The following is a 24,736-nucleotide window of genomic DNA, read 5'->3' as shown; positions in this document are numbered from 1 at the left end:
GAGGGGGCGTGCTCTGCGTGGGGGCCGCCCCCTTGCCCACCCGTCCCGCCCCCGGGGGGCGGCCCCGCTGCCCAAGGAGGCTAGGGGGCTAGGGGTCGGAGGGGCGGCCCCGCTGCCCAAGGAGGCTAGGGGGCTAGGGGTCGGAGGGTGGAGGGGCGGCTCCGCTGCCCAAGAGGGCTAGGGGGCTGGGGAGCGGAGGGTTGGGGGCCCGCCCCAGGGGCCCCACCCCACCCCCAACCCACCTATCCCGCCTGCTGCCGCATCCGCGAAGTCCGATGCACCGGATCCGTATCGATCTTCGGAATCACATGCTCCCCGATCAGCCTGATCGAGTTGAGCGTGTCCTCCTTCGGCACTCCGATCGGCAGTCCGAAGGACAGCTGGTCCGCCCCCGCCTGCTCCCACCTCTTGCACTGCGTCAGCACCTCGTCCGGGTCCCCGCAGATCATCAGCTCCTCGGCGATAAGCAGCTCGATGATTTCTTCGCTGTACTCCGGCAGCAGTTCCGGCCACTCCGGAATCCCCTCCGGCCGCGGGAAGGTGTCGTGGTACCGGAAGAGCAGCGACTGCAGGTAGTTCAGCCCCCCGTTCACCGCCACCTGTACCGCAGCCTCGTGCGTCTCCGCGCAGATCGCCGTAGAGGTCACCATGACGTTGTCGTTCACGAACGCCCCGACCGGCTCCGCGTCCTTGATCGCCGTCTTGTACGACTCGACGACCCACTCCATGTCCGACACCTTCTGGACGCTGAAGCCGAGCACTCCCAGCCCCTTCTTCGCCGCCATCGCGTACGAGGAGGGCGAGCCCGCCGCGTACCACATGGCCGGGTGGGCCTTGCCGTACGGCTTCGGCAGGATCTTCCGCGGCGGCAGCGACCAGTGCTTCCCCTGGAAGCCCTGGTACTCCTCCTGGAGCCACATCTTGGGGAACTCGGCGATGGTCTCTTCCCAGATCTCCTTGGTGTGGTTCATGTCCGTGATCCCCGGCATGAACCCGAGGATCTCGTGCGACCCGGCCCCCCGCCCCGACCCGAACTCGAAGCGCCCACCGCTGAGATGGTCCAGCATGGCCACCTTTTCGGCGACCTTGACGGGGTGGTTCACCGGCGCCAGCGGGTTGAAGATCCCCGACCCGAGGTGGATCCGCTCCGTCGCGTGCGCCAGGTACCCGAGAAACACATCGTTCGCCGACAGGTGCGAGTACTCGTCCAGGAAGTGGTGCTCGCTCGCCCAGGCGTACTTGAACCCGGACTTGTCCGCCTGGATGACGTACTCGGTCTCCTCGATCAGAGCGTGGTGCTCTGCCTCGGGGTCGACCTTCTGGCGCGCGGCAGGCACGTAACCCTGCACGAAGAGACCGAACTCCACGGAAGTCCACCGTCCTTAAACGATTACTGACGGACCGTCAGATTCTGATGTGACCGACTGTTCCACCGCACTACGGGACCGTCAATACTGACGACCCATCAGAAGCTCTCCGGACAACAGGAACCAGCGATCAGGCCTCAGACAATGGAGACCCCCGCCAGCCACCCCCCGTCCACCACGAACGGCTGCCCGGTGATGTACGACGAGTCCTCCGAGGTCAGGAACAGCGCCAGCGCCGCCACCTCCTGCGGCCTCCCGATCCGACCGAGCGGCACGAGCTTCTTGTACAGCTCGGCCACCGCCGCCGCGGACTCCTCCGGATCGGCCGTCGGGTCGAGCACCGCAGGATTGGTCATCGGCGTGTCAACTGCTCCTGGACACACGGCATTCACCCGTATCCCCTTGCCCGCAAGCTCCATCGCGGCGACCCGCGTGAGCCCCAGGATCGCGTGCTTGGTGGCGGCGTACGCGCCCACGTACGCCATCCCCGTCAGCGCGGTGTACGAGGCGGTGTTGACGATCGTCCCGCCGCCGGCGGCCTCGATCTCGGGAGCGACGGTACGGATCCCGAGGAACGCCCCCACCTGGTTGACCTGGATCACCTGCTGGAACTCCTCCAGCGGCGTGTTCACCAGCTCGTTGAACCGCAGGATCCCCGCATTGTTGACCAGCCCGTCTATCTTCCCGAAGACGTCCTTCGCCACGCCGACCGCGCGCGCCCACTCGTCCTCCTGACTCACATCAAGATGGACATACTTGGCCACCCCCTCGCCCAACTCCTTTGCCAGCGCCTCTCCTTGGTCATCGAGAACGTCCCCCAGCACCACCCTCGCGCCCTCCGCCGCGAAGAGCCGCGCCTCCTGCTCGCCCTGCCCGCGCGCCGCACCGGTGATGATGACGACGCGCCCGTCGAGCTTGCCCATGCCAGCCACATCCCTACTGTTCGATCCCCTGCCGCTACTGATTCAGCAGGGGAGCCACGTCGGCAGCGAACGCCGCCATCTGGTCGGTGAGTTCGGCCACCCCCCGGCTGCGGAACCGCACCTGGATCTGGTGCACGCCCATCGCCCGGTACGCGCGCAGGGACTCGGCGATCGCGTCCGGCTTGCCGCTCAGGGTGCGCCGCCCGACGTCCCACCCCGCCTCGCCCACGTACAGCGGCTCGGCGATCGCCCCGATCTCGATCGGACCGGAGTTCCCCGCCTCTTCCCGCAGCCGCCGCAACTTCGCTATCTGCGCGGGGAGTCGGTCGCGCGGGTCACCCTGCGGCAGCCACCCGTCGCCCCGTACGGCAGCTCTCCGTACGGCAGCGGGAGACGACCCGCCCACCCACACGGGCACCCGCTCCCGGGCGGGCCGCGGCTTCTGCCCGAGCCCGCTGAACGAGAACCGTTCCCCCGCGAACTCCGGGAACTCCTCGCGCCCGAGCGCGGCCCGCAGCGCGTCGATCGACTCGTCGAGCACGGCCCCCCGCCCCGCGAAGTCGGCCCCCAGCGCCACGAACTCCTCCTCGACGTGCCCGGCCCCGACCCCGAGGATCAGCCGCCCGCCGCTCAGATGGTCCAGCGTCGCGTACTGCTTGGCGCTCGCCAGGGGGTGCCGCAGCCCCACCACGGCGACATGGCTGAGCAGTTGTACGCGCTCGGTCACGGCGGCCAGATAGGCGAGCGTGGCCACCGGGTCGTACCAGACCGTGCTCATGGCATCGGCCAGCCGGCGCGGTATGGCCACGTGGTCGCACGTCGCGATGTACGCGAACCCGGTCCGGTCCGCCACCCGGGCCACCTCCGCCAGCTCCTCGGGCCCGGCGCCCGCCTCCCACCCCTCCGCGTAGATCACGCTCTGCGACTGCACGGGCAGCTGCATCCCGTACGACAGCCGCCCTTCGGGCAGGACCCGCACCATGAGAAGACCCCCAGACCTGACGGACCGTCATGTATTCATCGACCCGGTCATCGTCGTAGCTGACGACCAGTCAGACAAGGGGTCCCACACGGCCTATTTCCACACCCCAAGAGGTTTCACTCGTCCCACTCCCACAATCCAACTCCCCTGTGCAACCGGACAGTTCACCGAGACGTCCCCACCGATGAGCGCGCCGATGAACACACCGAGCACGCCCGTACCGCTCGACACAATTCCCCAGCACACGTCAAGGAGACCCCCGCCATGACACAGCCCCCGAGCCCCACCCCCGGTGGCACGCCCACCCGCCGCACCGCAAGGTGGGAGCGCTACCGGATCACCCACCCCTTCTCGGCCAAGGACCAGGCCGGCCTGTGGGGGTCGATCGTCGGCGTCGTGGCGCTGGCCGCGCTGCTCGGCTGGGCGCTGGACATGAAGGGCGGAGTGGTGATCGTGTTCGCGATCCCCTTCATCGTGTCCTGGTTCGAGGGCCGGCGGACGGCGTTCCAGTTCAACGCGGCCGGTGCGCAGGTCGGCGGGGTGCTGCTGCCGTGGGCGGAGGTCACCCAGTTCGTGGTGGCGACACCGCCGAACAGCCCGCACACACTGCTCGGCGCACGGCTCCGCCCCGGCGCGACGCTGCCCGCCGGAGCCGCCCTTCCGCCGCAGAACCCGGCCATTGCGGCGCCGCTCCATGTGGCGGTGGAGCGGGAGAAGTTCGACCTGACGAAGATGCTCGCCAAGGCACGCAAGTACGCCCCGTCGCACGTCCAGATCGTGGTCGCCGACCCGTCGGGAGAACGCATCGCGGCCTGAGCGGGAGGTCAGCGCGGCAGCGCAGCCCAGAGAGTCAGCGCGGGAGATCAGCGCGGGAGATCAGCGCAGGAGATCAGCACGGGAGATCAGCCCAGAAAGTCAGCGCGGGAGATCAGCGCGGGAGGTCAGTGGACCGTCCGCTGCTTCTCCAGCGCCACCGGCTCCGCGCGTCGCGTGATCCCCGCCTTCTCGGCCGCGTTCTGCAACGACTGGAGGGCGAGCAGCATGATGCCGATGTCGTCCAGATAGATGGGGTCGGGAATCAGATCGACCGGGCTGATCAGATAGATCAGCGCACCCCAGAACACGAACTTGTTCCCCACCGGAATCCCGGCATCGGTGAGCAGCTTGCGCGCCTTCACCATCTTGACCAGGACCACCACGGCACCCACCACGGTCGCGAGGGCCAGCACCCCCGCCACGACCAGCAGAATCGTCATCCCGTCACTCATGCGGGCTCCTTCCGTAGGCGAGCAGTACCCCTCTCCCTCCCGTGTACCCGAACGGAGCCACCTCTCCCGGTTCACACGCCGTACGCACCCCGGGCGAAAGTGCCCCCTTCGCCGGCTTCGGCGTCGGCGACGAGGGCGCCCTCGGTACACCACCGTCCGGGCCATCCCCAGGCTCCGGCAGATGCGGGAGCCGTCACCCTGGAAGACCGGTGCCGGGGCCGCTCAGGTCTGCGCGGGAGTGCTGGCGTGGCGGGCCTCGATCGCGGCGATGACGCGTCGCTGGGCCACCCCGCGCGCGTTCCTGACCTTCGCGTCCATCACGAGCAGCGGCAGGAACAGGAGCCAGCCCCACAGGCTGAACGAGACGACCCCTCCCAGGACGAGGGCCTTGTTGGTCAGGAACGCCAGTGCACAGGTGACCACGTACGCAGCCGGACGGTGGCGGAGCAGCAGTCGCAGCGGCGCATGGGACGGGCCGGCCAGGGCTTCCAGGGTGGCGGCGATCTCGGCAGCCCGCAGATCCTCGGGGTCGACGGGAGGTTGCTCACCCATCGTCTGCGCTGTCATTGCCCGCGTCGTCGCTTCGGCCACTGCGGCGCTGAAGTCGTCGCGGTCGGCACTCGTGGCCCGGGCCTCGTCGTTCCTGGTGCGGACGTCCGCCCAGTAGCCGCGGCCGAAGCGCCCCACTGCGGCTTCCACCTGTTCCGCCTCGGGCGAGCCGGGAGGAGCGAGTTGCGCGATCCGCGACTTCAGCGGCTCCACCGCCCGGGCGCGCCCCGGGTGCTCCCAACCGTCGGCGCCCACGCACAGCTCCAGGTGGGAGACCAGCAGCCCGAGGTCGTCGGGCCACTGCTTCAACCCTGCCGTGTACGCCCTCTCCGCCTCGGCATCGTGATCGTCGTCCCGCTCAGCCGCATGCGCGAGCCCCAGCCACCGGTAGAGCACCGGATCGGGCCCCAGCTCCGCCAGCCCCTGCGCGGCCACCCTGCGAACCTGTTCAAAACCACCGGCCTCGAAGAATTCCGCGCAGCGCGCCGCGTCACCGTATTGCTGAGTCATTTCTTCCCGCCCCTTGATGAGTAGGAAGACCTTCACCCACCCCCCACCTGCGGTCAAGACTCACCGAACATGCCTGACGTGCACACACAGTGGTGTGCGTCGGGGCGGCGGAGCACGTCGGATCCGCCGGATCGCAAGACGGTCAGCCGACCCGCCGGGCCAGCACCATTCCCGGCCAGTCGCCCATCAGGAAGGGGTCGGTGGCGGTGAAGCCGTTGCGCTCGTAGTAGGCGACCAGTTCGCCCCCGCCGCCTGCCCAGCAGTCCACCCGCAGCAGCTGCACGCCTGCCCGCTGGGTCTCCGCCACGGCGTGGGTCAGCAGCGCCGCGCCCACGCCCAGGCCTGCGTGGGTTCGGTCGGTGATCAGCAGGCGGACGTACCGCTCGGGCTCCTCCGCCACGGGGATGGCCGGGACCTGCGGACTGGGGCCGGAGTCCATCACCAGGGCGCCCACGGGTGTGCCGTCGAGCTCGGCGACGTATGCAACGCACTCGGTCACGTACCGCTGGACCCGCTCCACCCCGCCGGGCTTCTGCGAGTAGGGGGTGGTGCCCCACTGCTGGGTGTTGCCGCGCGCGTTCATCCAGGCCACGGCGCCGTCGAGCATGTCCAGGACGGCCGGGACGTCGGTGGGGGTGCCGGGGCGGATACGTATGCCGGGGTGCATGCCCGTACGCGTGCCGGGTTCGCTGTCGTTCATGGCGGCAGCTTAGGGGCCGCCGCAGCGCCGGCCCGCCGACGATCCGCAGGCCCTCCGCATGCCCTCCGCCGGTCCGCAGGCCCTCCGCCAGGCGTACGGATGACCTTCACGATCGGCGGGTCAGAGCCCACAGCGCGCGGGCATACTGATCGCGCGCGATGGGCGGCCCCGGGGTTACGGGTGGGTCGCGAGCCGCCGCACAGGGTGGGACCGGCATCTCAACGGGGAAGCGTGGGGCAGCACATGGGGTGGCGAGCGGACGGCGTGGAGCTGCCGGAGCGCATCGGTCAGTACACCGTCGAGCGGGAGCTGGGCGCGGGCGGGATGGGGACGGTGTATCTGGCACGGTCCCGTGGCGGACGCGGCGTTGCCGTCAAGGTGGCCCGGCCGGAGCTGGCCGCCGATCCGCACTTCCGCGCGCGGTTCCGTGCCGAGGTCGAGGCCGCCCGCAGGGTCGGCGGGTTCCATACGGCGCCGGTGGTCGACGCCGACCCCGACGCGACGGCACCCTGGCTGGCGACCGCCTACATCGCGGGGCCCACACTGTCGGGGCTGCTCGCGGATCAGGGGCCGATGGGCGAGCCCCAACTCCGCTTGCTGGGCGCCGCGTTGGCGGAGGCGTTGCAGGCCATCCACGCCTGCGGCCTGATCCACCGCGATCTCAAGCCGGGCAACATCATCATGGCCGACGACGGCCCGCGCGTCCTCGACTTCGGCATCGCCCGAGCGGTGGAGTCGACCCGGCTGACCTCCACCGGGGCGGCCTTCGGGACCCCCGGCTACCTGGCCCCCGAGCAGGCGCAAGGGCTCGAAGTCAGCGGTGCGGCAGATGTGTTCGCACTGGGCGTGGTGCTGGTGGCGGCGGCCGGTGGCAGCGCGTTCGGGGAGGGCACGCCGATGGGGCTGATGTACCGCTCGGTGCACGAGCAACCGGACCTGTCGGCCCTGCCTGCGGGCATACGGCCGGCGGTCGCAGACTGCCTGGCCAAGGATCCAGCCCAACGGCCCACACTGGACGCCCTGTTGGACCTGTTCGCCCCCGACACGGCTGCGGGTACGACTGCGGGTACGACTGCGGACCCGCCCCCGGAACCCGCTCCGTACCCACCGACCATGCCCGCCCCTGCCACCCCCGCCGCATCGCCCGGAGCCGGCCTCGCCGCGTCGCCCGGCGCCGGCCTCGCGAGCGCCGCCACCGTGTCCGCCGACCCGCGCCCCCCGACGACCGATTCCCCCAACCCACCCCCCTCGCATGGCGGCCAGGGCCCCACGACCACCCCGCCACCCCCGAAGAAGGGCCGCGCGCGGTACGCCGCCGGTGCGCTCGGCGCGCTGCTCGTGATCGGTGGCATCGGCCTCGCCACGTACCTGCTTCAAGGCCGGGGCGGCACCGACGAAACCCCCTTCCCCCCGGCCAAGTACAAGCTCACGATGTCCCCCTTGGTGGTAGGCGGAATGTTCACGCTCAAGGGGTATCCGGTCGAGAGCAAGGACGCCGTCCCGGCGACCGAGAAGAGCAAAGACGTGCACCACCTCTTCGGCTCCTACTCCGGGACCGCTAGGTCCATGCCGTTCACGGACATGGACTTCACCGGCAGCTACGGCCTGTTCAAGAACCCGAAGGAGCAACGGGACTCCCAACTGCGGCCCGCGAGTGCGAACGCGGCGAGCGCGGAGCCCGTGACCGTGCACAAGAAGGTGCGCGTCCCCGGTTCGAAGATCGAGTTCAACTGCCAACAGGTGTCCACACAGGAGAAGGGCACCGTCACCATGTGCGCCTGGGGTGATGCCAACACCGTGGGCCGCGTCGAGTTCCGCGGCACCTTCGGACTGGAAGAGACGGCAATCCTGACCCGCAAGGTCCGCGAGGACCTGCTGGAGACACTGGGCTGACGGACTCCTCGCGCGAAGACCCGCACCGGCAAGCGGGGCCGGGCCACTGGTCCGCGAGCCATCGCGCGGCGACCCTCTCCAGTTCGGCCCACAGGGGGCGGGGCCCGCCCTGAACAGGACGCCGTTCACCTCGGCCAGGGCGGGGGACCTCCTGCTGATGTGGTCCGCGAACGGCTCGGCCGGGCTCCAGCCGTCGCCGCTCGTGAGCACCGCCCGCCACAGGATCTCGCCGCTGTGGGCCTGTGTCCCGTTGTCCGTCACATTCGCCCCTCACGCATTGCCGCTGCCGCCCGCACACCGGGCCGAATGCCCCGGTCTCCGGTCCGGACGGCGCCGTGATCATCGCCGCCGACTTCGCACAGCGCGCCCGACTAGTGACGTGTCGTGATCATTGCGAACAAAAGCCCGACAGGAAGCAGTCAGCGTGTCCAGTGAGCTGCGGCCCCTGCGAGACCCGGACGAGGCCAACCAGGCATGAGGGCCAGATACGGCGCGGCCCCGGGCGAATCCCGCCGGGGCCGCGCCGAGCCGGGCGGTCCGGCCCCTGCCCACCGACGGTCAGATCGTGTCTGCGACCTTGATGTATCCGCGCTGGAGAACCCACTGCTGGTTGGGGTGGTTGGCGCACCTCCAGATCTTCGTCCGAGCGCCGTTGTTGCGGGTGGCGCCGAGATCCAGACACATCTCCCGGGCTTCGCCCACAGTGTCGGCCAGCACGATCTGCGCGTTGCGGACGATCCACTGCTGGTTGGGGTGTTTGGCGCACCTCCAGATCTTCGTCCGGGCGCCGTTGTTGCGGGTGGCGCCGGCGTCCAGGCACATCTCCGTGCCGGTGCCGATCGTGTCTTCGACCTTGATCTGCCCATTGGCGATCACGAAGCGCTGGTTGGGGTGGTCGCCGCACCGCCAGATCTTTGCCAGGTCACCGTTGTTGCGGGTAGCACCGACGTCCAGGCACATGGCCTGTGCGGCTCGGGCCGTAGGAGCCGCCGCGGAGGACGGCGCTCCCGCGGCAAGGGTGAGCGTCAGTGCCGTGCCGACGAGGACGCCAAGGCCACGGAGGAACAAGAGTGATGACATGGTCACAACCTCAATCGTCGAAGTGGAAACGCTGGAGCACCGACGTAAGACGGGCAGCCGGTACCCACGCATCCTGATCGAGCCCGTAGGTCGCCGGTAGCGGTGAGTAGCGGTGATGCTCCGCCCGGGCAAAGTGATCACTCATTCGAGGCAGATGCAGGACGACGGTCATCAGACAACCTGGCCAGTGGGGCCGGCCGTCGGCTACGGAACATCTGCGCGGAACCACGCGAATGCCGTACCAAACTTCAGCTCACGGTGACGACACCCGAACGGCCCAATCGCGCGGGCGGGACGCACGTCGGGGTTAGGCAGCGTGCCCCGCCAGCTCGGGGCCCCGGCGAATAGGGCGCCCCAGCAAGAGCAATCTCACCGGGACTTCCTGCACCTCAACTACTCACACCCGGAACCGGCCCGCACCTCGGTAGAGCACCGAGGGCGCTAAGTTCCCGGCCTGCCCGCCCGGGTACGTATACGTCGACGGCGAATGCGTGCAGCAAGAGCCGGTCATGACATGTCCGCCTGGCTACGTGCTGCAAGACGGCGTATGCGTGAAGATTTCGTAGCCCACAGCGGACTCCACCGGCAGCAGGGGGCGGCTACAGGTATGGCCCTGACACGCGTCGGCGCGGTGCCGGGGCCATCGACAGCGTCGCGGCCGACAGGAGCGTCACGGGATCAGCATTGGACTTCACCGAGATCGCTTAGCGTGCAGCGGGCCGGTTGCCCCAAGGTGCTCTCGCCAGCGGTGTTCGGATGACCTCCGTTTGCCGCACTTCACCGCAACCGGCCTATTTGTCACTGGCCCGCATATTGGCATCGAAATCAGCCACCTTTATATGACTTAAAATAAATAACCATATGTAACATGCGTCACTGCATCACCCTCACTCGAAAGGTAGTTTCCATCTCGACCAGTCGAGAAGATTTTTGGGGGATCAAGTGGGAAGAATTCGCACCGCATTAGCTGCAACCATGGCGGTCATTGCTTTTGGGGCTTTGACGCCAGTAGCGCATGCGGACAACGCTCGCCCTACCGCGCCACTTAAGTCGTATGTGGTCGAGATGACCGGCACCACGTCGACGGAAACAGTCACGAATGGAGTGTCTCGAAAGAGCGCACCCGCAGAGTTTCCTAATTTCTACTTCACGCCACAGAATAACAGCTACGCAGGCAATAGCAACGATGCGAACTTTACCGGGCAGGTAAAGTACGGCTCCGACAAGTTCACTTTCGCCTGGAGCCAGAAACTTAGTGCTAGGCATGTTGCTGCTGCCAAGGGACTCATGTCCGAAGTTGCAACAGCAACCAAGAATGGGAAATCCTTCGGCTACAGGGACACTCACTCAAACGTCCCCGTAAACTACACGGTGCATTCGTCATTCATTACACCCACCAGCCGGTACGTTCTCAAGATCGACGAGACGTTCCCCATAACTGGGGGCTACCGCAAGGTTCACAGCGAGTTCGACTTCATCGTCACGCTGATCTGAGGGAGCTAGCAAGTGCAATGGGGGCATGACACCCGTTCGAGTGCCATGCCCCCATTGCACCAATAAGCCACATGGAGATTCGAGTGCCAGACCTTGAGCAACTAATCGCATTTGTCTTGAGCGACCTGCACATCCCTGAGGCGGAAATCCCCCGCGTAACACTTACGAGTGCAGGAACTCCTCCGCGATATGTCGATGTCCTAGTCGAAGATCGCTCGGGCATGGGTTCCGGATTTCGAGTAGATATTTCGAAATCGGAAGAGGATACGCTCTGCGCTCTAGCAGAACAAATCCCAAATTCCTACGTGGAACTATTCGCGATCGGTCTACCGGTGGTACCGGGCACGAACCGCCCAGCCAGACCGGCTGTAGTGAACGGCACGGCTATTTGGGAAGACCCCAGGAAAGAGGAAAACTGGACTTGCCCAGTGGGTAAGATCAACCCGCCTGGAGAGGGCAGCTCAGGGAGTTGTTTCACGTCGCATATTCGTCGCGCACCGCTCGAGTATTGAATCCCTGAACTTGCCGTCTCAACTTCCGGCCGTCGGACTGCCGCTGCGGCCCCGCTATACCTCCCGGCCCTTGTCGTCGACGGAACCCTTGCCCTCGCTGCGATCCTGCCCGGTGGGGTCGATAAGCGGCACGGCCAATGTCTCCGGATCAGCCTCGGGCAACCCGAGGTACTCCCGCACCACACGGCGGCTGGTGGGCACCCCTCACCACCCCCGGATACCCCGAACCACCCTTCTGAACAGCACCGACACACACCGCTCTGCCCGCCCCCGTCGGCCATTGAGGCTCGACAGGTGACGTTCCCGGTCGCGTACCGATGGGCCGCTCCACCTCGCCGGGCTTCACGGAGTACAGGATCGGGAGCGTGCGGCCCGCACCGCATCTATGCGGCGGCGTGGTGGGGAGTCAGGATGATTTTCGGCTGGTCGTCGTCGATGTCGATGTCGATGCGCAGGGTTGCGTCGAGCCCCTTGGACAGCTTGTAGAGCAGCGGAAGGGTGGGGACGGCGTCGCTTCCCTCGATGCGGGAGATCTTCGCCTGATCCAGTCCGCAACGCTCCGCGGCCTCGGCCTGTGTCAGGCCGAGCTCCTTGCGCCGCTGGTGGACGACGACGGCAAGAGCCATGGACAGGAGGTTCTCCCGACGCTCCTGGGCTCGCTCCTCCGTCTCCGGGTAGCCGTCCCGGATGCGCTTTTCGCGCAGGGCCTTGAGCTTGCTGTGGCCACTCATCGACTTCCTCCTGTCGTCTCGCTCCGGTGGAAGACAGTGTCCGCCAAACCGTGCTCGGCCTCGCACCGTTTCCGGGCCAACACCGCGCGGGTGATCTGCTTGTCCTCGTGCTGCCGCGTCTTCCGGAACCAGGTCAGGAAGACGATCCGCCGGTCCGGCACGATCCAGTACGTGATGCGGGCATCCACATCGCCAAGCACGAGCCGCAGTTCCCACACGCCGTCCCGGAGCGGGCGGGCGATGGGCATGGGAGTGGCGGGGCCGAGTTGGGCCAGGAGTCCCGAGGCATCGTCGACCTTCCCGAAGTGCTTGTCGGAAAGGCCGTCGAGCCACTGGGCGACCTCCGGCTCCAGCTCGATCTCATACAGTGCGCTCACACATCGACATTATATGGTGTGCGCGACATATTCCACCGGTGCGGGGATGCGCCATCCCCTGGGGCGGTCCACAAGTGAAGGCCGAAGTGGGGCAGAGGCGGGCCCGAACTTTGATCCTCGGGGCACTCGTTCATGCTGTGATCCGGCTTGAGATGCTGTGCCCATGCCTGCCTTGGTCGCACCGCTGATGTCCACTGGTTGTCTGGCTGGGGCTCCCCAGCCGTCTCTGCCGGCGGAGGGCCGTTTGCTGCTGCGCCCTTGGCTGTTGAAGGACGCTGCTGCCGTCGTGAAGGCGTTCCAGGACCCGGATATCCAGCAATGGCATTTGAAACGGGCCGACTCCGAAGCGGAAGCCCGAGAGTGGATCACGCAGTGGCAGCGGGGCTGGCAGGACGAAGTCGCCGCCCATTGGGCGGTCGTCGACGTCGACAGCGAAGCTGTCCTTGGCCGGGTTTCTCTGCAATCAGTGATTCTTGCGGGTGGCCAGGCCGAGATCTCGTACTGGACCGCGCCATGGGCCCGCAGAGCTGGTGTCTGTTCGCGAGCCGTCGCAGCGGTGAGTGGGTGGGCGCTGGGCGAGGGCGGGTTCCACCGCCTTGAACTCGGGCACTCGGCGGTCAACCAGGCGTCATGCCACGTGGCAATCAAGGCGGGGTACGTACAGGAAGGCGTCCGTCGCCACGCACTGCTGCACGCGGACGGCTGGCACGACATGCATCTCCACGCTCGCGTCCGATAGCACGCCCTCAGCTCCGCCCATCATTGGCGAGCCCGCGCTGGCCGGGATCGAAGCGCGCGAATCCCCAAAGACCTACACAGCGTGGCCAGTTGATGCGGTACGGTGACCGCGTCATCACTCTCCGCGTGCGGTACGGCGCGTAGGGCGGCCCCCGACGGTGCGGGAACACCGGGCGAGGGCCTCACCACCGAGGCTTTCCAAAGGAGCCCCTGCGATGTTTCTGCATGCTATCCCGCCCGAGCGGGCGTGGGTGAAGGTCCCCAGGGCTCTCATCCGGCGCACCGAACTCGACCCCGCCGCCCGCCTGCTGATCGCGCACGTCAGCGACCTCAGGCCGGACGAGCAGCAAGCCCCCTTGAGCAAGCACGCGGAAACACTGGGCCTGACCCACAACACGTACAAGAGGGTCAAGAAGGAGCTCGCCGAGTACGGCTACCTCCGCGACTTCCGCGAACAGGGCGAAGGCGGGCTCTGGTTCACGGATCAGTGGGTGTCCACCGTCCCCCTCACGGAGGACCAGTTCACCGCCCTGCGCGAGGGCACCTCACCGAGTACTCCGAATCCGACCGCCGGTCGACCGGGTGGTCCGCGAACCGACCGCTCTCTTGGTACTACCGGAACCACCAAGAACAACGGCAAGACACCCCCCACCCACCCATCCCAAGACCCCACACGGGACGCGACGGAAACTGCACCGGAAGCGCCGCCGCAGCAGGCAACAGCAGCACACCCCCCAACGGCGACACCGCAGACAGCCGGACAGGCCCCCGCAGCGCTGGAGGCAGCGGGCAGTACGGAGCCAGCGGGACCGGCGCCGACAGCAATGGCGACCATCCCCCAGCCCGCCCCCGGGCCCACCCCGGACCCAACACAGCTCGCCAATCGCGCACGCCACTTCGCCCTCGCCGAACGTGTTCTCCGTGATCTACCGGCCACGCGGAGCGATTTGAAGCTGACCCCGCGCAACGTCCGCTACCTCGCCAACGCCCTCACCGACCACCTCCAACAAGGCACCCCCGCCTGGGAGATCCACACCGCCCTCACCCACGACCTGCCGGGCGAACCCATCCGCAATCCCGCCGGATTCGTCACCCACCGCCTCCGCGACAAGCTCCCCGACCGCACCGCCCTCGAAGCCAGGGCCACAGCGGCACCCGCAACCGCCCCACCGACCCGCCCCAAACCCATCACGGAGTGTCGGGGCCCCGGCCGCCCCGGCGAGCACCACTTCCGCCCCACCGGCGACGAGGTCTACTGCAATCCGTGCCGCCGCGAACATCCCCGACTCGCCGCCCTCTCCGAAGCGGAACACGGCGGCTGGTGGGCACCCCTCACCACCCCCGGATATCCGGAACCACCCTTTTGAGCAGCACCGACGCACACCACCCACCCGTGCCCCCTTGGCGCCCTGCGCCCGCACGGCACCCCCACGCGAACACTGGTGCCGTTTCTTGTACCAGTCCCAGGAGGAAGTCGTCGTGGCCATCACAGCCAGCGAAGCCCGCCGCCGCCTCTTCCCCCTCATCGAAGAGGTCAACAGCGACCGCAGCGCCATAGAGATCGTCTCCAAGAACGGCAGCGCCTACCTCGTGGCAGCGGAGGAGTACGAGGCACTGCAGGAAACGGCCTACCTTCTGCGCTCCCCCGCAAACGCCCGTCGGCTCCTTGCCTCCTACCAGGAAGCTATGGAAGGCCGGACCGAGCAGCACGAGCTCATCCGGGACGAGGACGAGGCCGGCCGTTGAAGCTCACCTTCACCCGACGGGGCTGGGACGACTGCACCCACTGGCAGACGCCGACCGGCAAATCCTCAAGCGCATCAACATGCTGATCGAGGACACACTGCGCGATCCCTACGCAGGCATCGGAAAGCCGGAAGCCTTGAAGCACGCGCTCGCGGGCGCATGGTCGCGCCACCGCATCACCGATGAACGCCGCCTGATCTACCTGCCCCAGGCTGCGGAAAGCGAGCTCGTCATCCTTCAGGCCCGCTACCACTACGGCTGAGGGCAGCCCCCCTCGGGTGCCATGGGTCGCGCCCGGGGCCTGCCCCGTCCTTCGCGTACCGGCTACTTGCCCGCGCCCGGCCACAGCCCGTCCGGCGTCAGGCCCAGCAGGTCGATCGCGTTGCCGCGCACGATGCGGTCGACCACGTCCGCCGCCGGCGACCTTCCGGGGTTCCCGCTCCCTGGGAGAACTCGCGGCTCTCCGCTCCGTCAGTGCTTGACGGGCGGGCAGTAGCCGGTGTCCTCGCCGATGCTGTTGATCTCGGCATTGGAACGCGAGTCACCCGCGTAGTTGATCTGGTTGGTGCAGCTGCTCCCGTCCTTCTTGGGAGTGCCGACGGGCTTGCCCTTCTTCTCCGGCGCCGGGCAGTGACCGGTGTCCGCACCGATGCTGTTGATCTCAGCGTTGGAACGCGAGTCACCGGCATAGTTGATCTGGTTCGTGCAGCTGGTCCCGTCCTTCTTCGGAGTACCAGCGGGCTTGCCCTTCTTCTCCGGCGCCGGGCAGTGACCGGTGTCCGCACCGATGCTGTTGATCTCGGCATTGGAGCGGGAGTCGCCCGCGTAGTCGATCTGGTTGGTGCAGCTGGTCCCGGCCTTCTTGGAGGAACCCGAGGTCGCGCCCTTGTTGTCGGACTTCGATTCGGGGCTGGGGGTCTGCGGACCTGCGGAGGAAGACGAACCGGCCCGGGAAGACGAGGCCGCGTCGGTGCCGTTGCTGTCACAGGCCGTGAGTGCCATACCGGCAGCCAGAGCGGCGAGGGCGAACACCGAGATCTTCTTCTTCCGAACGAGCATGATTCTCTCCTCAACGAGTTCCTGCCCCTGGCGGACAGGCCATCTGGCCTCGGGAACATCGGCGACCCGCCAACGCCCCGGCCTCTTGCCGTGGTTCTGCAAGGGGAGATGACGGGGAGGCTCCCGAAAGTTCCGGCCGTGATCGTCGTATGACAGGACCGTGACATCCGGCCAGGAGAAACTGCCGCTCGCAGAGCATCAAGTGACCTGCACTGAGGCCTGCCCTGCTGCTGGTGGTCTGCCGCGACCGCATCACTGCGGCGTGGGCAGCCGGTCCCTTTACCTGCACCGCCCAACGGCCCTCCTCGGCAGGAAGCCTGACCGAGACAGGGTCGACAGGACCGACTGGGCCGAGAGGGCCGAGAGGGCCGAGAGGACCGACAGGGTCGACAGGGTCGACAGGGCCGACAGCGTCCTACCCGTCTCCCGGAGGGGAAGTGCGGGCCCAGTTCTCCCCGCGCCCGCACCTCCCCGCCCTCACTTCCCCGGCCACAGCCCCTCCGCCGTCAGCCCCAGCAGCTCGATCGCGTTGCCCCGGACGATGCGGTCGACCACGTCCGCCGCCAAATGCCCCATCTGGGCTTCGCCGACCTCCTTGGACTTCGGCCACGTGGAGTCCGAGTGTGGGTAGTCGGTCTCGTACAGGACGTTGCCCACCCCGATCGAGTCGAGGTTCTTCAGGCCGAACGCGTCGTCGAAGAAGCAGCCGTAGACGTGTTCCGTGAAGAGTTCGGACGGGGGGCGGTGGACCTTGTCGGCGACTCCGCCCCAGCCGCGGTTCTCCTCCCAGACCACGTCGGCGCGTTCCAGGATGTACGGGATCCAGCCGATCTGGCCCTCCGCGTACATGATCCTGAGGTTCGGGAAGCGTTCGAACTTGCCGCTCATCAGCCAGTCGACCATCGAGAAGCAGCAGTTGGCGAAGGTGATGGTCGAGCCGACGGCCGGCGGGGCGTCCGCCGAGGTCGAGGGCATCTTCGAGGACGAGCCGATGTGCATCGCGATCACCGTCCCCGTCTCGTCGCACGCGCGCAGGAAGGGGTCCCAGTAGTCCGTGTGGATGGACGGGAGGCCCAGGTGCGGCGGGATCTCGGAGAAGGCGACGGCGCGGACTCCGCGGGCGGCGTTGCGGCGTACCTCCGCGGCGGCCAGGTCCGCGTCCCAGAGCGGGACGAGGGTGAGGGGGATGAGGCGGCCGTGGGCGGCCGGGCCGCACCACTCGTCCACCATCCAGTCGTTGTACGCGCGGACGCCGAGCAAACCCAGTTCGCGGTTGGGTGCTTCGGTGAAGGTCTGGCCGCAGAAGCGCGGGAAGGTCGGGAAGCAGAGGGCCGACTGGACGTGGTTGACGTCCATGTCGGCGAGCCGGTCCGGGACGGAGAAGGAACCCGGACGCATCTGCTCGTAGGTGATCACTTCGAGCTTGATCTCGTCGCGGTCGTAGCCGACGGACGTGTCCAGGCGGGTGAGGGGGCGGTGCAGGTCCTCGTACACCCACCAGTCGCCTATCGGCCCGTCGTCGCCCTTCTCCCCCATGACCGGGGCGAACTTTCCGCCCAGGAAGGTCATTTCCTTCAGGGGTGCGCGCACGATGCGCGGGCCGATGTCGCGGTACTTCTTCGGGAGCCGGTCCTGCCAGACGCCGGGGGGCTCCACCGTGTGGTCGTCCACCGAGATGATCTTCGGGAAGCTGTCCATGACCGTCACCGTACCGCCGATCTGACGATCCGTCAGGTGGGTGTGAGTGCAGTTTCTGCTCGCATCCTTGAGGTTCCTCTGAGGTTTCCGTACTGACGCACTCGCCATGGACAGGGCAAACTGACACTTGCCATACGGGGTGCTACGGGAAGTAACGGCAGGGGGCTTGCAATGGACGGCATACCGGGCGAGGCGCCGGACCGCGTCCCCGACGCGTCCGAGTTGCGCTTCAGCCTGCTCGGACCGGTCCGAGCCTGGCGCGGCGGCGAGCCCGTGCCCGCAGGGTCCCCGCAGCAACGGGCCCTGCTCGCCCTGCTCCTGCTGCGCGACGGCCGCACCGCCACCGCCGCCGAACTCATCGACGGCATCTGGGGCGAGGAGCCGCCGTCGCAGGCGCTGGCCGCCCTGCGTACGTACGCCTCCCGGCTGCGCAAGGCGCTCGGCGCGGACGTCCTGGTCAGCCTGGCGGGCGGGTACGCGATACGGCCGGCCGGCGGGGCACTGGACCTGGCGGTGGCACAGGAGTTGGCGGCGGACGCCGAGAAGGCCCGTGCCGCCGGGGAGCGTTGTGAGGCGCGGACCCTGCTCACCAAGGCCCTCGGGCTGTGGGACGGCGAGGTACTGGCCTCCGTACCCGGGCCCTACGCGGAGTCGCAGCGGGCCCGGCTGGAGGAGTGGCGCCTACAGCTCACGGAGACCCGGCTGGATCTGGACCTGGAGGTCGGCTGCCACGCGGAAGCGGTCTCGGAGCTGACCGCGCTCACCGCCGCCCACCCCCTCCGCGAACGCCTGCGCGAGCTCCTGATGCTCGCCCTCTACCGCTGCGGGCGGCAGGCGGAGGCGCTCGCCGTGTACGCGGACACACGCCGGATGCTCGCCGACGAGCTGGGCGTGGACCCGCGCCCGGAACTCTCCCGGCTCCAGCAGCGCATCCTGGAGGCGGACGAGGAGCTGGCCCGGCCGGTCGAAACCCCGGCCACGGCCGCCCCCGCTGTGATCCGCCCCGCCCAGCTCCCGGCCTCCGTACCGGACTTCACCGGCCGCGCCTCCTTCGTACGCGAACTGGGCGACCGCCTCGCCAAGGCCGAGACGAGCGTCATGGCCGTCTCCGCCCTGGCCGGCATCGGCGGCGTCGGCAAGACCACCCTCGCCGTCCACGTCGCACACGCGGCCCGCCCGCACTTCCCCGACGGGCAGCTGTACGTCGACCTCCAGGGCGCGGGCTCTCGCGCGGCCGAACCGGAGACGGTTCTCGGCGCCTTCCTCCGCGCCCTGGGCACCCCGGACACGGCGATCCCGGACACCCTGGACGAGCGCGCCGCCCTCTACCGCTCCACCCTCGACGGCCGCCGGGTCCTCGTACTCCTCGACAACGCACGTGACGCGTCGCAGGTCAGGCCACTCCTCCCCGGCACGCCTGGCTGCGCGGCCCTCCTCACAGCCCGCACCCGGATGGTGGACCTGGCCGGCGCCCACCTCATCGACCTCGACGTCATGTCCCCGGAGGAAGCCCTCCAGCTCTTCACTCGCATCGTGGGCGAGGAGCGGGTCGCGGCCGAACGCGAGGCGTCGCTCGACGTGGTCGCCTCCTGCGGCTTCCTCCCCCTCGCGATCCGGATCGCGGCGGCCAGGCTGGCCGCCCGCCGCACCTGGACCGTGTCCGTACTGGCGGCGAAACTGGCCGATGAACGGCGGCGCCTCGACGAACTCCAGGCGGGCGACCTCGCCGTCAAGGCCACCTTCGAGCTGGGCTACGGCCAACTGGAGCCCGCCCAGGCCCGCGCCTTCCGCCTGCTGGGCCTGGCGGACGGCCCGGACATCTCGCTGGCCGCCGCGGCGGCGGTCCTCGGCCTCCCCCTCTATGAGGCGGAGGACATCCTGGAATCCCTCGTCGACACGTCCCTCCTGGAATCGGCCTCCCCGGGCCGCTACCGCTTCCACGACCTCGTACGCCTCTACGCGCGTGCGTGCGCGGAACGGGACGAGGAGCCGGCGGTGGGGCGGGAGTCGGCGTTGTCGAGGTTGCTGGACTTTTATCTGGCTACGGCGGCGGGGGTGTATGCGATCGAGCGGCCGGGGGATCGGCTGGTGGATCACCTGGAGCCGGTCGACTGGAGCGGACTGACGTTCACCGACCGCCACGACGCTCAGGACTGGCTGTACCGGGAGGCCGGCCCCCTACTGGCCTCCGTACGTCAGTCGGCCGGGGCGGGAACCGTGCGTCGGGCGGTGGATCTGCTGTGGGCGGCGCTGGATCTGGGCGAATCGGGGGCCAACGCGCGGGAGTACGAGTCGACGGCACGAGCGGTACGGGAGGCGGCGCGGGCCAACGGGGACGAACGGGCCGAAGGGCGCGCCCTGTTGACCCTCGCCGACGTGCACCACACCTCGGGCCGCTTCGAGCAGGCCGAGCAGGAGGCCGAACAGGTCATGCGGCTGGCCACGGCGGCGGAGGATCCGCTGCCCACCTGCTGGGCGCCGAATGCGCGCGGCATCATGGCGCTGTACCAGAACCGGCACGCGGACGGCGAAACCCACCTCACCCTGGCCATCGCCAACTTCCGCAGCATCGGCGACCGTCCCGGCGAAGCCAGCGCCCTGTGCAACCTCTCGCGCATCCATCTCGCGATGGGCCGCACGGCCAGCGCCGTGTCCCTGGCCCAGCAGGGCCTGGACATCTACGACGGCATGGGGAACACCTTGCGCGGGGCGAACGCGCGGTATGCGCTTGGACTGGCGCTCACCCAGAACGAACAGCGCGAGGAGGCCACGGAACGGCTCTACGAAGCATTGGCGGTCTTCCGCGACAGCCGCCAGCGCTTCTGGGAAGGCATGACGCTCTTCCGGCTGTCCGAGGTCGACATGGCTGCGGAGCAACCGGCCCTGGCGGCCGCCAAGGCAGAGCAAGCGCTGACCGTTCTCCGTGGGATCGGCGGCGAGTGGCGGCGCGGCAACGTCCTCACCGTGCTCGGCCGGGCGCTGCACGCGGTCGGCCAAAGCGGTCGAGCGCATGTGTGCTGGCGCGAGGCGTTGGCCATTTACGAAGAGTCGAGCTCACCAGAAGCCGCCGAAGTACACAAATTGCTCACCTTGGCCGCCGCAGCCTAGGCGTTCATCGTTCGTTTATCGCCCTCCGGCATCGTCATGGCTGTCGGATCCGTCGCGTCGGGGGGCAGGCGGGACCGAGCCCAGGGCCACGCACTAGGGTGAACGGCCCTGCGGAGCCCGCCCGGTCGGCCACGGGGGAACGACCGAGCGGGCTCCACCCATCTGCCCAGCACAGACTCACCGGAGATGATGATCATGAGCGACGCCAAGAAGCCCACGCCTGACGTCAAGCCGCTCGACATGCACGCCAGCAGCGCTGACGACGAGCAGATTCAGACCAAGGACATGCACGCTTCGTCGGAGCCTGCCAAGACCGACGACATGCACGCGTCCTCGGAACCCGCCAAGTAGACCTTCCTGCACGGGGGATCGGCCGCGGCGGCGCGGAGGGGGAGCCGTCGCGGCCGACGCATTTCCGGGGGCGGGCCGCGCCGGCACCGTACACGTGTCACGTACACGTACGGTGCCGACGCAACCCGCACCCCCGTTCCGCCCTCCTCCCGTACGAGATCCGCAGGACCCGCGCCCGTAAAACCCCAGGCCACAGCCCCGGGTCAGCCGGACCGCGCATCCCGCAAGGCCCCGGAAGGACCGGAATGACCGTCCAGCGCAACGCCGCCGCCGTGCCCGCGCCCGCTGCCCCCGGCAGCGTGCCCGCCGACGGCCGCACCCCGCTCGCCCCCCGGCCCGACCGCTCCACCGCGGGACTGCGTTCCGCCCTCGTCCGCCTCGCTCCGCACCAGCTCCCGGACATGGAGCGGCAGATGGAGGAGGCCCTCAACCGCGCGGCCCGCACCGGTGCCCTCGCCCCGCTCACCCAGTTCCTGGACAGCTGGGCGGTGACGGTGGAGATCATCCGCTTCCCGGAGACGGCGGCCCGCCTGCGCGAAGCGGAGTACACGGTCCGCACGGCCCCCGGCGACGCCCCGTCCTGGCGCACCGCCATGAACGAGATCCGCGACCTGCGCGCGGCGGCGTGGAACGCCCTCGCGGATCGCTGAGCGCGAAGTGATGCGAGCCGCTCAGCCGCAAACTGTCTCCCCGTGGCAATGCGCGACACCTTTCCAAGGTGAACGTCAGACGCCCCGTTCCCGGCCCCGCCCCCGCAACTCCCCCTTCACCACCTTCCCGCTCGCGTTGCGCGGCAGGGCGGAGACGAATTCGACGGATCTCGGGACCTTGTAGTTCGCCATTTCGCGGCGGGACCAGGCGATCACGTCGTCGGCGGTGAGCGTGGGGGACGGGCGGGGGCGGCGGACCACGTACGCCTTGCCCACCTCGCCCAGGCGCGGGTCAGGGACGCCGATGACCGCGACGTCCGCTATGTCCGGGTGCAGGCCGAGGAGTTGCTCGATCTCGGCGGGGTACGCGTTGAAGCCGCCGACGATGAACATGTCCTTGATGCGGTCGGTGATGCGGAGGTTTCCGCTCTCGTCGAGGACCCCTACGTCTCCCGTGCGGAGCCAGCCGTCCTCCGTGATCGCAGCGTCCGTGCCGGTCGGGTCCTCGAAGTAGCCCTGCATCACGTTGAAGCCCCTGACCAGGACTTCTCCCGGGGTGCCTGGTGCGGCCTCGACCCGTACCTCCGTACCGGGAATCGCCCGGCCGGAGGTGGCGGCGATGACGTCCGGGGCGTCGCCGCGGCGGCACATCGTGACGATTCCGGAGGCTTCGGAGAGGCCGTAGGCGGTGAGGACGGTGGCGATGTGGAGTTCGCTGCGGAGTCGTTCGACGAGCTGGAGGGGGACGACGGCGGCGCCCGTGACGACCAGGCGCAGCGCGGTCAAGTCGTGGGACGCGCGGGCGGGGTGGTCGAGGAGGGACTGGTGGAGGGTCGGGGGGCCGGGGAGTACCGAGATGCGTTCGGCGGCGATGTTGGCGAGGACAGTGTCCACGTTGAAGACGGATTGGGGGACCATCGTCGCGCCTCGGGTGAGGCAGGCGATGATGCCGGCCTTGTACCCGAAGGTGTGGAAGAAGGGGTTGACGATGAGGTAGCGGTCGCCTTCGCGGAGGCCGGCCAGGTCGGCCCAGATGTCGTAGGCCCGGAGGGTCTGGGCGTGGGTGATCACGGCACCCTTGGGGCGGCCGGTGGTGCCCGAGGTGTAGACGATGTCGGAGGGGTCGGAGGGGGCCACCTGCGCCGCGCGCTCGCGGACGGCCGCACCGCTCACCGACTCCCCCGCCGCCAGGAAGTCCTTCCAGGTCAGGAAGTCGGACGGGACGGCGTCGTCGGCGAGGACGACCACGTCGGTGAGGTGGGGCAGGCCGGGGAGGGGGGCTTCCCCCAGAGCGTCCGCCGGGTCTCCCCCTGGATCCTCGGACGCCGCCCGCCGCAGCGACGCCACGTACGACGTGCCCAGGAACGTGCCCGTGATGAAGAGCAGTTTCGTGCGGGACTGGCGCAGGACGTACGCCGCTTCCGCGCCCTTGAAGCGGGTGTTGAGCGGGACCAGGACCGCGCCCGCCGTCACCGCGCCCAGGGCGGAGACGATCCAGTCGAGGGTGTTGGGGGCCCAGACCGCCACCCGGTCGCCCCGAAGGACCCCTCGGGCGATGCACGCCGCCGCCGCGCGTTCGACGCGCTCGCCCAGTTCCGCGTACGAGATGCGGGTGCGGCCCTCGACCACCGCTTCCCGCTCCCCGTACCGGCTCGCGGCGTGCCGCACCAGGTCCGGGACGGTGTTCCACCGAGCGTTCCGCTCCGCGTCCAACTGTGCGTCGCCTTGTGCGTCGAACTGCATCGCAAGCCCTCCCACACCACTAGCTGACTAACCGTCAGATTACCTGTAGCCTGACGCGCTGTCAGCAGCCAGGACCGTTGCGGAGGTGGCCGGGAAACATGCCAGCAGCACTCAAGGATGCGACTGCGATAGCCGGGATCGCACAGACCGCCTTCGCCAAACAACTCCCGGAAAGCGAGAAGGAGTTGGCCTGCCGGGCCATCCTCGCCGCGCTCGACGACGCAGGGATCGATCCCTCCGAGGTCGACGGTCTCGCCTCGTACACGATGGAGGAGACCGACGAGGTCGAGGTCGCGAAGGCCGCCGGCTTCGGGGACCTCACCTTCTTCTCCAAGGTCGGCTTCGGGGGCGGCGGTTCGTGCGCGACCGTCGCGCACCTCGCGTCGGCGATCACGACCGGGCAGGCGAGCGTCGGGGTCGCCTGGCGGTCCCGAAAGAGGGGGAGCGGGCCAAGGCCCTGGCGGAACACGGCAGTTCAGCTGCCTACCCCCGCCCAGTGGACCCGCCCCTTCGGCCTGCTCCGCCCCGCCGACGAGATCGGCATGCTCGCCCGCCGCTACATGCACGAGTACGGCGCGACCCGCGAGCACCTCTTCAACGTCGCCCTCGCCTGCCGCAACCGGGCCAACCAGAATCCCGCCGCGATGATGTACGAACGCCCCCTGACCCGCGACATGTATATGACCTCGCGCTGGATCAGCGAACCGCTCTGTCTCTTCGACAACTGCCTTGAGACGGACGGGGCGTTGGCGTGCGTGATCGTCTCCGCCGAGCGGGCGCGGGACTGCCGGCGAAAGCCCGTGTACGTGCACTCGGCCGCACAGGGTCTGCCCGCCCAGCACCACGGCATGGTCAATTACTGGAACGACGACCCGTTGACCGGCCCGGCCTGGACCGCCGCCCGACACCTCTGGAAACAGGCGGACTTCGGTCCCGACGACGTCGACGTGGCGCAGATCTACGACGCCTTCACCCCGCTCATCCCGCTCTCCCTGGAGGGGTACGGATTCTGCGGGCGCGGCGAAGGGGCCGCGTTCACCGAGGGCGGGGCGCTGGAGAGCGGCGGCAGGCTGCCGATCAACACAGGCGGCGGCGGACTCTCCGAGGCGTACGTCCACGGCTTCAACCTCATCAACGAGGGCGTCAAGCAACTGCGCGGCACCAGCACCGCCCAGGTCCCGAACGCCGCCACCTGCCTGGTCACGGCAGGCGAGGGCGTCCCCACTTCCGCTCTGCTGCTGAGGAGTTGAGCCCTGC

21 protein-coding genes and 2 pseudogenes are annotated in these 24,736 nt (G+C 68.7%); 11 read left to right on the top strand and 12 right to left on the bottom strand.

What is annotated here, in order from left to right; translation table 11 throughout:
• Positions 1–242: 242 nt before the first annotated feature.
• The 3 genes from AB0D18_RS30925 to AB0D18_RS30915 all read right to left on the bottom strand — a co-directional run bounded on the left by AB0D18_RS30925 (position 243) and on the right by AB0D18_RS30915 (position 3,272).
• The gene (locus AB0D18_RS30925) at positions 243–1,367 is read right to left on the bottom strand and encodes an LLM class flavin-dependent oxidoreductase (RefSeq protein ID WP_362425851.1); all 1,125 of its coding nucleotides are present in this window, start codon (positions 1,365–1,367) and stop codon (positions 243–245) included.
• A gap of 137 nt (positions 1,368–1,504) precedes the next feature.
• Entirely contained in the window at positions 1,505–2,290 is a 786-nt protein-coding gene (locus tag AB0D18_RS30920; RefSeq protein ID WP_362425849.1) for an SDR family NAD(P)-dependent oxidoreductase, read from the bottom strand.
• A 34-nt stretch (positions 2,291–2,324) separates the two neighbouring features.
• On the bottom strand, positions 2,325–3,272 hold the full coding sequence (locus AB0D18_RS30915) for an LLM class F420-dependent oxidoreductase (RefSeq protein ID WP_362425846.1): 948 nt from the start codon (positions 3,270–3,272) through the stop codon (positions 2,325–2,327).
• A 264-nt stretch (positions 3,273–3,536) separates the two neighbouring features.
• On the opposite strand from AB0D18_RS30915, the gene AB0D18_RS30910 reads away from it, so the two are divergent.
• The gene (locus AB0D18_RS30910; protein WP_362425844.1) at positions 3,537–4,088 is read left to right on the top strand and encodes a hypothetical protein; all 552 of its coding nucleotides are present in this window, start codon (positions 3,537–3,539) and stop codon (positions 4,086–4,088) included.
• Between the two features lie 125 nt (positions 4,089–4,213).
• Here AB0D18_RS30910 and AB0D18_RS30905 read toward each other — a convergent pair whose 3' ends face one another.
• The 3 genes from AB0D18_RS30905 to AB0D18_RS30895 all read right to left on the bottom strand — a co-directional run bounded on the left by AB0D18_RS30905 (position 4,214) and on the right by AB0D18_RS30895 (position 6,299).
• The gene (locus AB0D18_RS30905) at positions 4,214–4,540 is read right to left on the bottom strand and encodes a YkvA family protein (protein WP_362425842.1); all 327 of its coding nucleotides are present in this window, start codon (positions 4,538–4,540) and stop codon (positions 4,214–4,216) included.
• A 222-nt stretch (positions 4,541–4,762) separates the two neighbouring features.
• A complete protein-coding gene (locus AB0D18_RS30900) occupies positions 4,763–5,599 on the bottom strand; it encodes a hypothetical protein (RefSeq protein ID WP_362425839.1) in 837 nt (278 codons plus the stop codon).
• Between the two features lie 142 nt (positions 5,600–5,741).
• Positions 5,742–6,299: a GNAT family N-acetyltransferase gene (locus AB0D18_RS30895; RefSeq protein WP_362425836.1), complete on the bottom strand. Its 558-nt coding sequence runs from the start codon at positions 6,297–6,299 to the stop codon at positions 5,742–5,744.
• Positions 6,300–6,542: 243 nt separating this feature from the next.
• Here AB0D18_RS30895 and AB0D18_RS30890 point away from each other — a divergent pair.
• Positions 6,543–7,340, top strand: a pseudogene (locus AB0D18_RS30890) (serine/threonine-protein kinase); the annotation flags it as partial.
• A gap of 1,410 nt (positions 7,341–8,750) precedes the next feature.
• Here AB0D18_RS30890 and AB0D18_RS30885 read toward each other — a convergent pair.
• Entirely contained in the window at positions 8,751–9,272 is a 522-nt protein-coding gene (locus tag AB0D18_RS30885; protein ID WP_362425833.1) for a ricin-type beta-trefoil lectin domain protein, read from the bottom strand.
• 975 nt (positions 9,273–10,247) lie between these two features.
• Here AB0D18_RS30885 and AB0D18_RS30880 point away from each other — a divergent pair.
• Positions 10,248–10,766, top strand: a complete 519-nt coding sequence (locus AB0D18_RS30880; RefSeq protein WP_362425830.1) for a hypothetical protein — start codon at positions 10,248–10,250, stop codon at positions 10,764–10,766.
• Between the two features lie 895 nt (positions 10,767–11,661).
• Here AB0D18_RS30880 and AB0D18_RS30875 read toward each other — a convergent pair.
• Complete coding sequence (locus AB0D18_RS30875; RefSeq protein WP_362425827.1) at positions 11,662–12,009, bottom strand: helix-turn-helix transcriptional regulator; 348 nt, start codon at positions 12,007–12,009, stop codon at positions 11,662–11,664.
• Positions 12,006–12,386 carry a type II toxin-antitoxin system RelE/ParE family toxin gene (locus AB0D18_RS30870; protein WP_362425824.1) on the bottom strand — a complete coding sequence of 127 codons (381 nt, stop codon included), beginning with the start codon at positions 12,384–12,386 and terminating at the stop codon, positions 12,006–12,008. The genes AB0D18_RS30875 and AB0D18_RS30870 overlap by 4 nt, the downstream gene beginning before the upstream one ends.
• 163 nt (positions 12,387–12,549) lie before the next feature.
• On the opposite strand from AB0D18_RS30870, the gene AB0D18_RS30865 reads away from it, so the two are divergent.
• The 4 genes and pseudogenes from AB0D18_RS30865 to AB0D18_RS30850 all read left to right on the top strand — a co-directional run bounded on the left by AB0D18_RS30865 (position 12,550) and on the right by AB0D18_RS30850 (position 15,132).
• Positions 12,550–13,125 (top strand): GNAT family N-acetyltransferase, encoded by a 576-nt coding sequence (locus tag AB0D18_RS30865; protein WP_362425821.1) that lies wholly within the window; start codon positions 12,550–12,552, stop codon positions 13,123–13,125.
• Positions 13,126–13,339: 214 nt separating this feature from the next.
• Positions 13,340–14,491: a hypothetical protein gene (locus AB0D18_RS30860; RefSeq protein ID WP_362425818.1), complete on the top strand. Its 1,152-nt coding sequence runs from the start codon at positions 13,340–13,342 to the stop codon at positions 14,489–14,491.
• A gap of 112 nt (positions 14,492–14,603) precedes the next feature.
• Positions 14,604–14,870, top strand: a complete 267-nt coding sequence (locus tag AB0D18_RS30855; protein ID WP_362425815.1) for a type II toxin-antitoxin system prevent-host-death family antitoxin — start codon at positions 14,604–14,606, stop codon at positions 14,868–14,870.
• A pseudogene (locus tag AB0D18_RS30850) lies at positions 14,867–15,132 on the top strand (Txe/YoeB family addiction module toxin). The gene AB0D18_RS30855 and the pseudogene AB0D18_RS30850 overlap by 4 nt, the downstream one beginning before the upstream one ends.
• A 209-nt stretch (positions 15,133–15,341) precedes the next feature.
• Here AB0D18_RS30850 and AB0D18_RS30845 read toward each other — a convergent pair.
• Together AB0D18_RS30845 and AB0D18_RS30840 are read right to left on the bottom strand one after the other, a co-directional pair.
• Positions 15,342–15,929 (bottom strand): hypothetical protein, encoded by a 588-nt coding sequence (locus tag AB0D18_RS30845; protein ID WP_362425812.1) that lies wholly within the window; start codon positions 15,927–15,929, stop codon positions 15,342–15,344.
• Positions 15,930–16,406: 477 nt separating this feature from the next.
• Complete coding sequence (locus AB0D18_RS30840; RefSeq protein ID WP_362425809.1) at positions 16,407–17,627, bottom strand: amidohydrolase family protein; 1,221 nt, start codon at positions 17,625–17,627, stop codon at positions 16,407–16,409.
• Between the two features lie 171 nt (positions 17,628–17,798).
• On the opposite strand from AB0D18_RS30840, the gene AB0D18_RS30835 reads away from it, so the two are divergent.
• From AB0D18_RS30835 to AB0D18_RS30825, 3 genes are all read left to right on the top strand, one after another.
• The gene (locus AB0D18_RS30835) at positions 17,799–20,735 is read left to right on the top strand and encodes a BTAD domain-containing putative transcriptional regulator (RefSeq protein ID WP_362425805.1); all 2,937 of its coding nucleotides are present in this window, start codon (positions 17,799–17,801) and stop codon (positions 20,733–20,735) included.
• 186 nt (positions 20,736–20,921) lie between these two features.
• The gene (locus tag AB0D18_RS30830; RefSeq protein WP_362425802.1) at positions 20,922–21,086 is read left to right on the top strand and encodes a hypothetical protein; all 165 of its coding nucleotides are present in this window, start codon (positions 20,922–20,924) and stop codon (positions 21,084–21,086) included.
• A gap of 245 nt (positions 21,087–21,331) precedes the next feature.
• Entirely contained in the window at positions 21,332–21,736 is a 405-nt protein-coding gene (locus AB0D18_RS30825) for a hypothetical protein (protein ID WP_362425799.1), read from the top strand.
• 75 nt (positions 21,737–21,811) lie between these two features.
• Here AB0D18_RS30825 and AB0D18_RS30820 read toward each other — a convergent pair whose 3' ends face one another.
• Entirely contained in the window at positions 21,812–23,479 is a 1,668-nt protein-coding gene (locus tag AB0D18_RS30820; protein ID WP_362425796.1) for a FadD3 family acyl-CoA ligase, read from the bottom strand.
• A gap of 98 nt (positions 23,480–23,577) precedes the next feature.
• Here AB0D18_RS30820 and AB0D18_RS30815 point away from each other — a divergent pair, with 98 nt between their 5' ends.
• The gene (locus tag AB0D18_RS30815) at positions 23,578–24,729 is read left to right on the top strand and encodes a lipid-transfer protein (RefSeq protein ID WP_362425792.1); all 1,152 of its coding nucleotides are present in this window, start codon (positions 23,578–23,580) and stop codon (positions 24,727–24,729) included.
• Positions 24,730–24,736: the final 7 nt, after the last annotated feature.

It is taken from the genome of Streptomyces sp. NPDC048442, assembly GCF_040651475.1.
GTDB lineage: Bacteria > Actinomycetota > Actinomycetes > Streptomycetales > Streptomycetaceae > Streptomyces.
Note: the sequence above shows the minus strand (reverse complement) of the source record. Positions and strands in the feature narration are given on the sequence as shown.

Excerpts from the sequence above, each read along its gene's own strand:
- AB0D18_RS30920 (WP_362425849.1), bottom strand. The coding sequence starts at position 2,290 with ATGGGCAAGCTCGACGGGCGCGTCGTCATCATCACCGGTGCGGCGCGC.
- AB0D18_RS30915 (WP_362425846.1), bottom strand. The coding sequence starts at position 3,272 with ATGGTGCGGGTCCTGCCCGAAGGGCGGCTGTCGTACGGGATGCAGCTG.
- AB0D18_RS30910 (WP_362425844.1), top strand. The coding sequence starts at position 3,537 with ATGACACAGCCCCCGAGCCCCACCCCCGGTGGCACGCCCACCCGCCGC.
- AB0D18_RS30905 (WP_362425842.1), bottom strand. The coding sequence starts at position 4,540 with ATGAGTGACGGGATGACGATTCTGCTGGTCGTGGCGGGGGTGCTGGCC.
- AB0D18_RS30900 (WP_362425839.1), bottom strand. The coding sequence starts at position 5,599 with ATGACTCAGCAATACGGTGACGCGGCGCGCTGCGCGGAATTCTTCGAG.
- AB0D18_RS30895 (WP_362425836.1), bottom strand. The coding sequence starts at position 6,299 with ATGAACGACAGCGAACCCGGCACGCGTACGGGCATGCACCCCGGCATA.
- AB0D18_RS30885 (WP_362425833.1), bottom strand. The coding sequence starts at position 9,272 with ATGTCATCACTCTTGTTCCTCCGTGGCCTTGGCGTCCTCGTCGGCACG.
- AB0D18_RS30880 (WP_362425830.1), top strand. The coding sequence starts at position 10,248 with ATGGCGGTCATTGCTTTTGGGGCTTTGACGCCAGTAGCGCATGCGGAC.
- AB0D18_RS30875 (WP_362425827.1), bottom strand. The coding sequence starts at position 12,009 with ATGAGTGGCCACAGCAAGCTCAAGGCCCTGCGCGAAAAGCGCATCCGG.
- AB0D18_RS30865 (WP_362425821.1), top strand. The coding sequence starts at position 12,550 with ATGCCTGCCTTGGTCGCACCGCTGATGTCCACTGGTTGTCTGGCTGGG.
- AB0D18_RS30860 (WP_362425818.1), top strand. The coding sequence starts at position 13,340 with ATGTTTCTGCATGCTATCCCGCCCGAGCGGGCGTGGGTGAAGGTCCCC.
- AB0D18_RS30845 (WP_362425812.1), bottom strand. The coding sequence starts at position 15,929 with ATGCTCGTTCGGAAGAAGAAGATCTCGGTGTTCGCCCTCGCCGCTCTG.
- AB0D18_RS30840 (WP_362425809.1), bottom strand. The coding sequence starts at position 17,627 with ATGGACAGCTTCCCGAAGATCATCTCGGTGGACGACCACACGGTGGAG.
- AB0D18_RS30835 (WP_362425805.1), top strand. The coding sequence starts at position 17,799 with ATGGACGGCATACCGGGCGAGGCGCCGGACCGCGTCCCCGACGCGTCC.
- AB0D18_RS30830 (WP_362425802.1), top strand. The coding sequence starts at position 20,922 with ATGATGATCATGAGCGACGCCAAGAAGCCCACGCCTGACGTCAAGCCG.
- AB0D18_RS30825 (WP_362425799.1), top strand. The coding sequence starts at position 21,332 with ATGACCGTCCAGCGCAACGCCGCCGCCGTGCCCGCGCCCGCTGCCCCC.
- AB0D18_RS30820 (WP_362425796.1), bottom strand. The coding sequence starts at position 23,479 with ATGCAGTTCGACGCACAAGGCGACGCACAGTTGGACGCGGAGCGGAAC.
- AB0D18_RS30815 (WP_362425792.1), top strand. The coding sequence starts at position 23,578 with ATGCCAGCAGCACTCAAGGATGCGACTGCGATAGCCGGGATCGCACAG.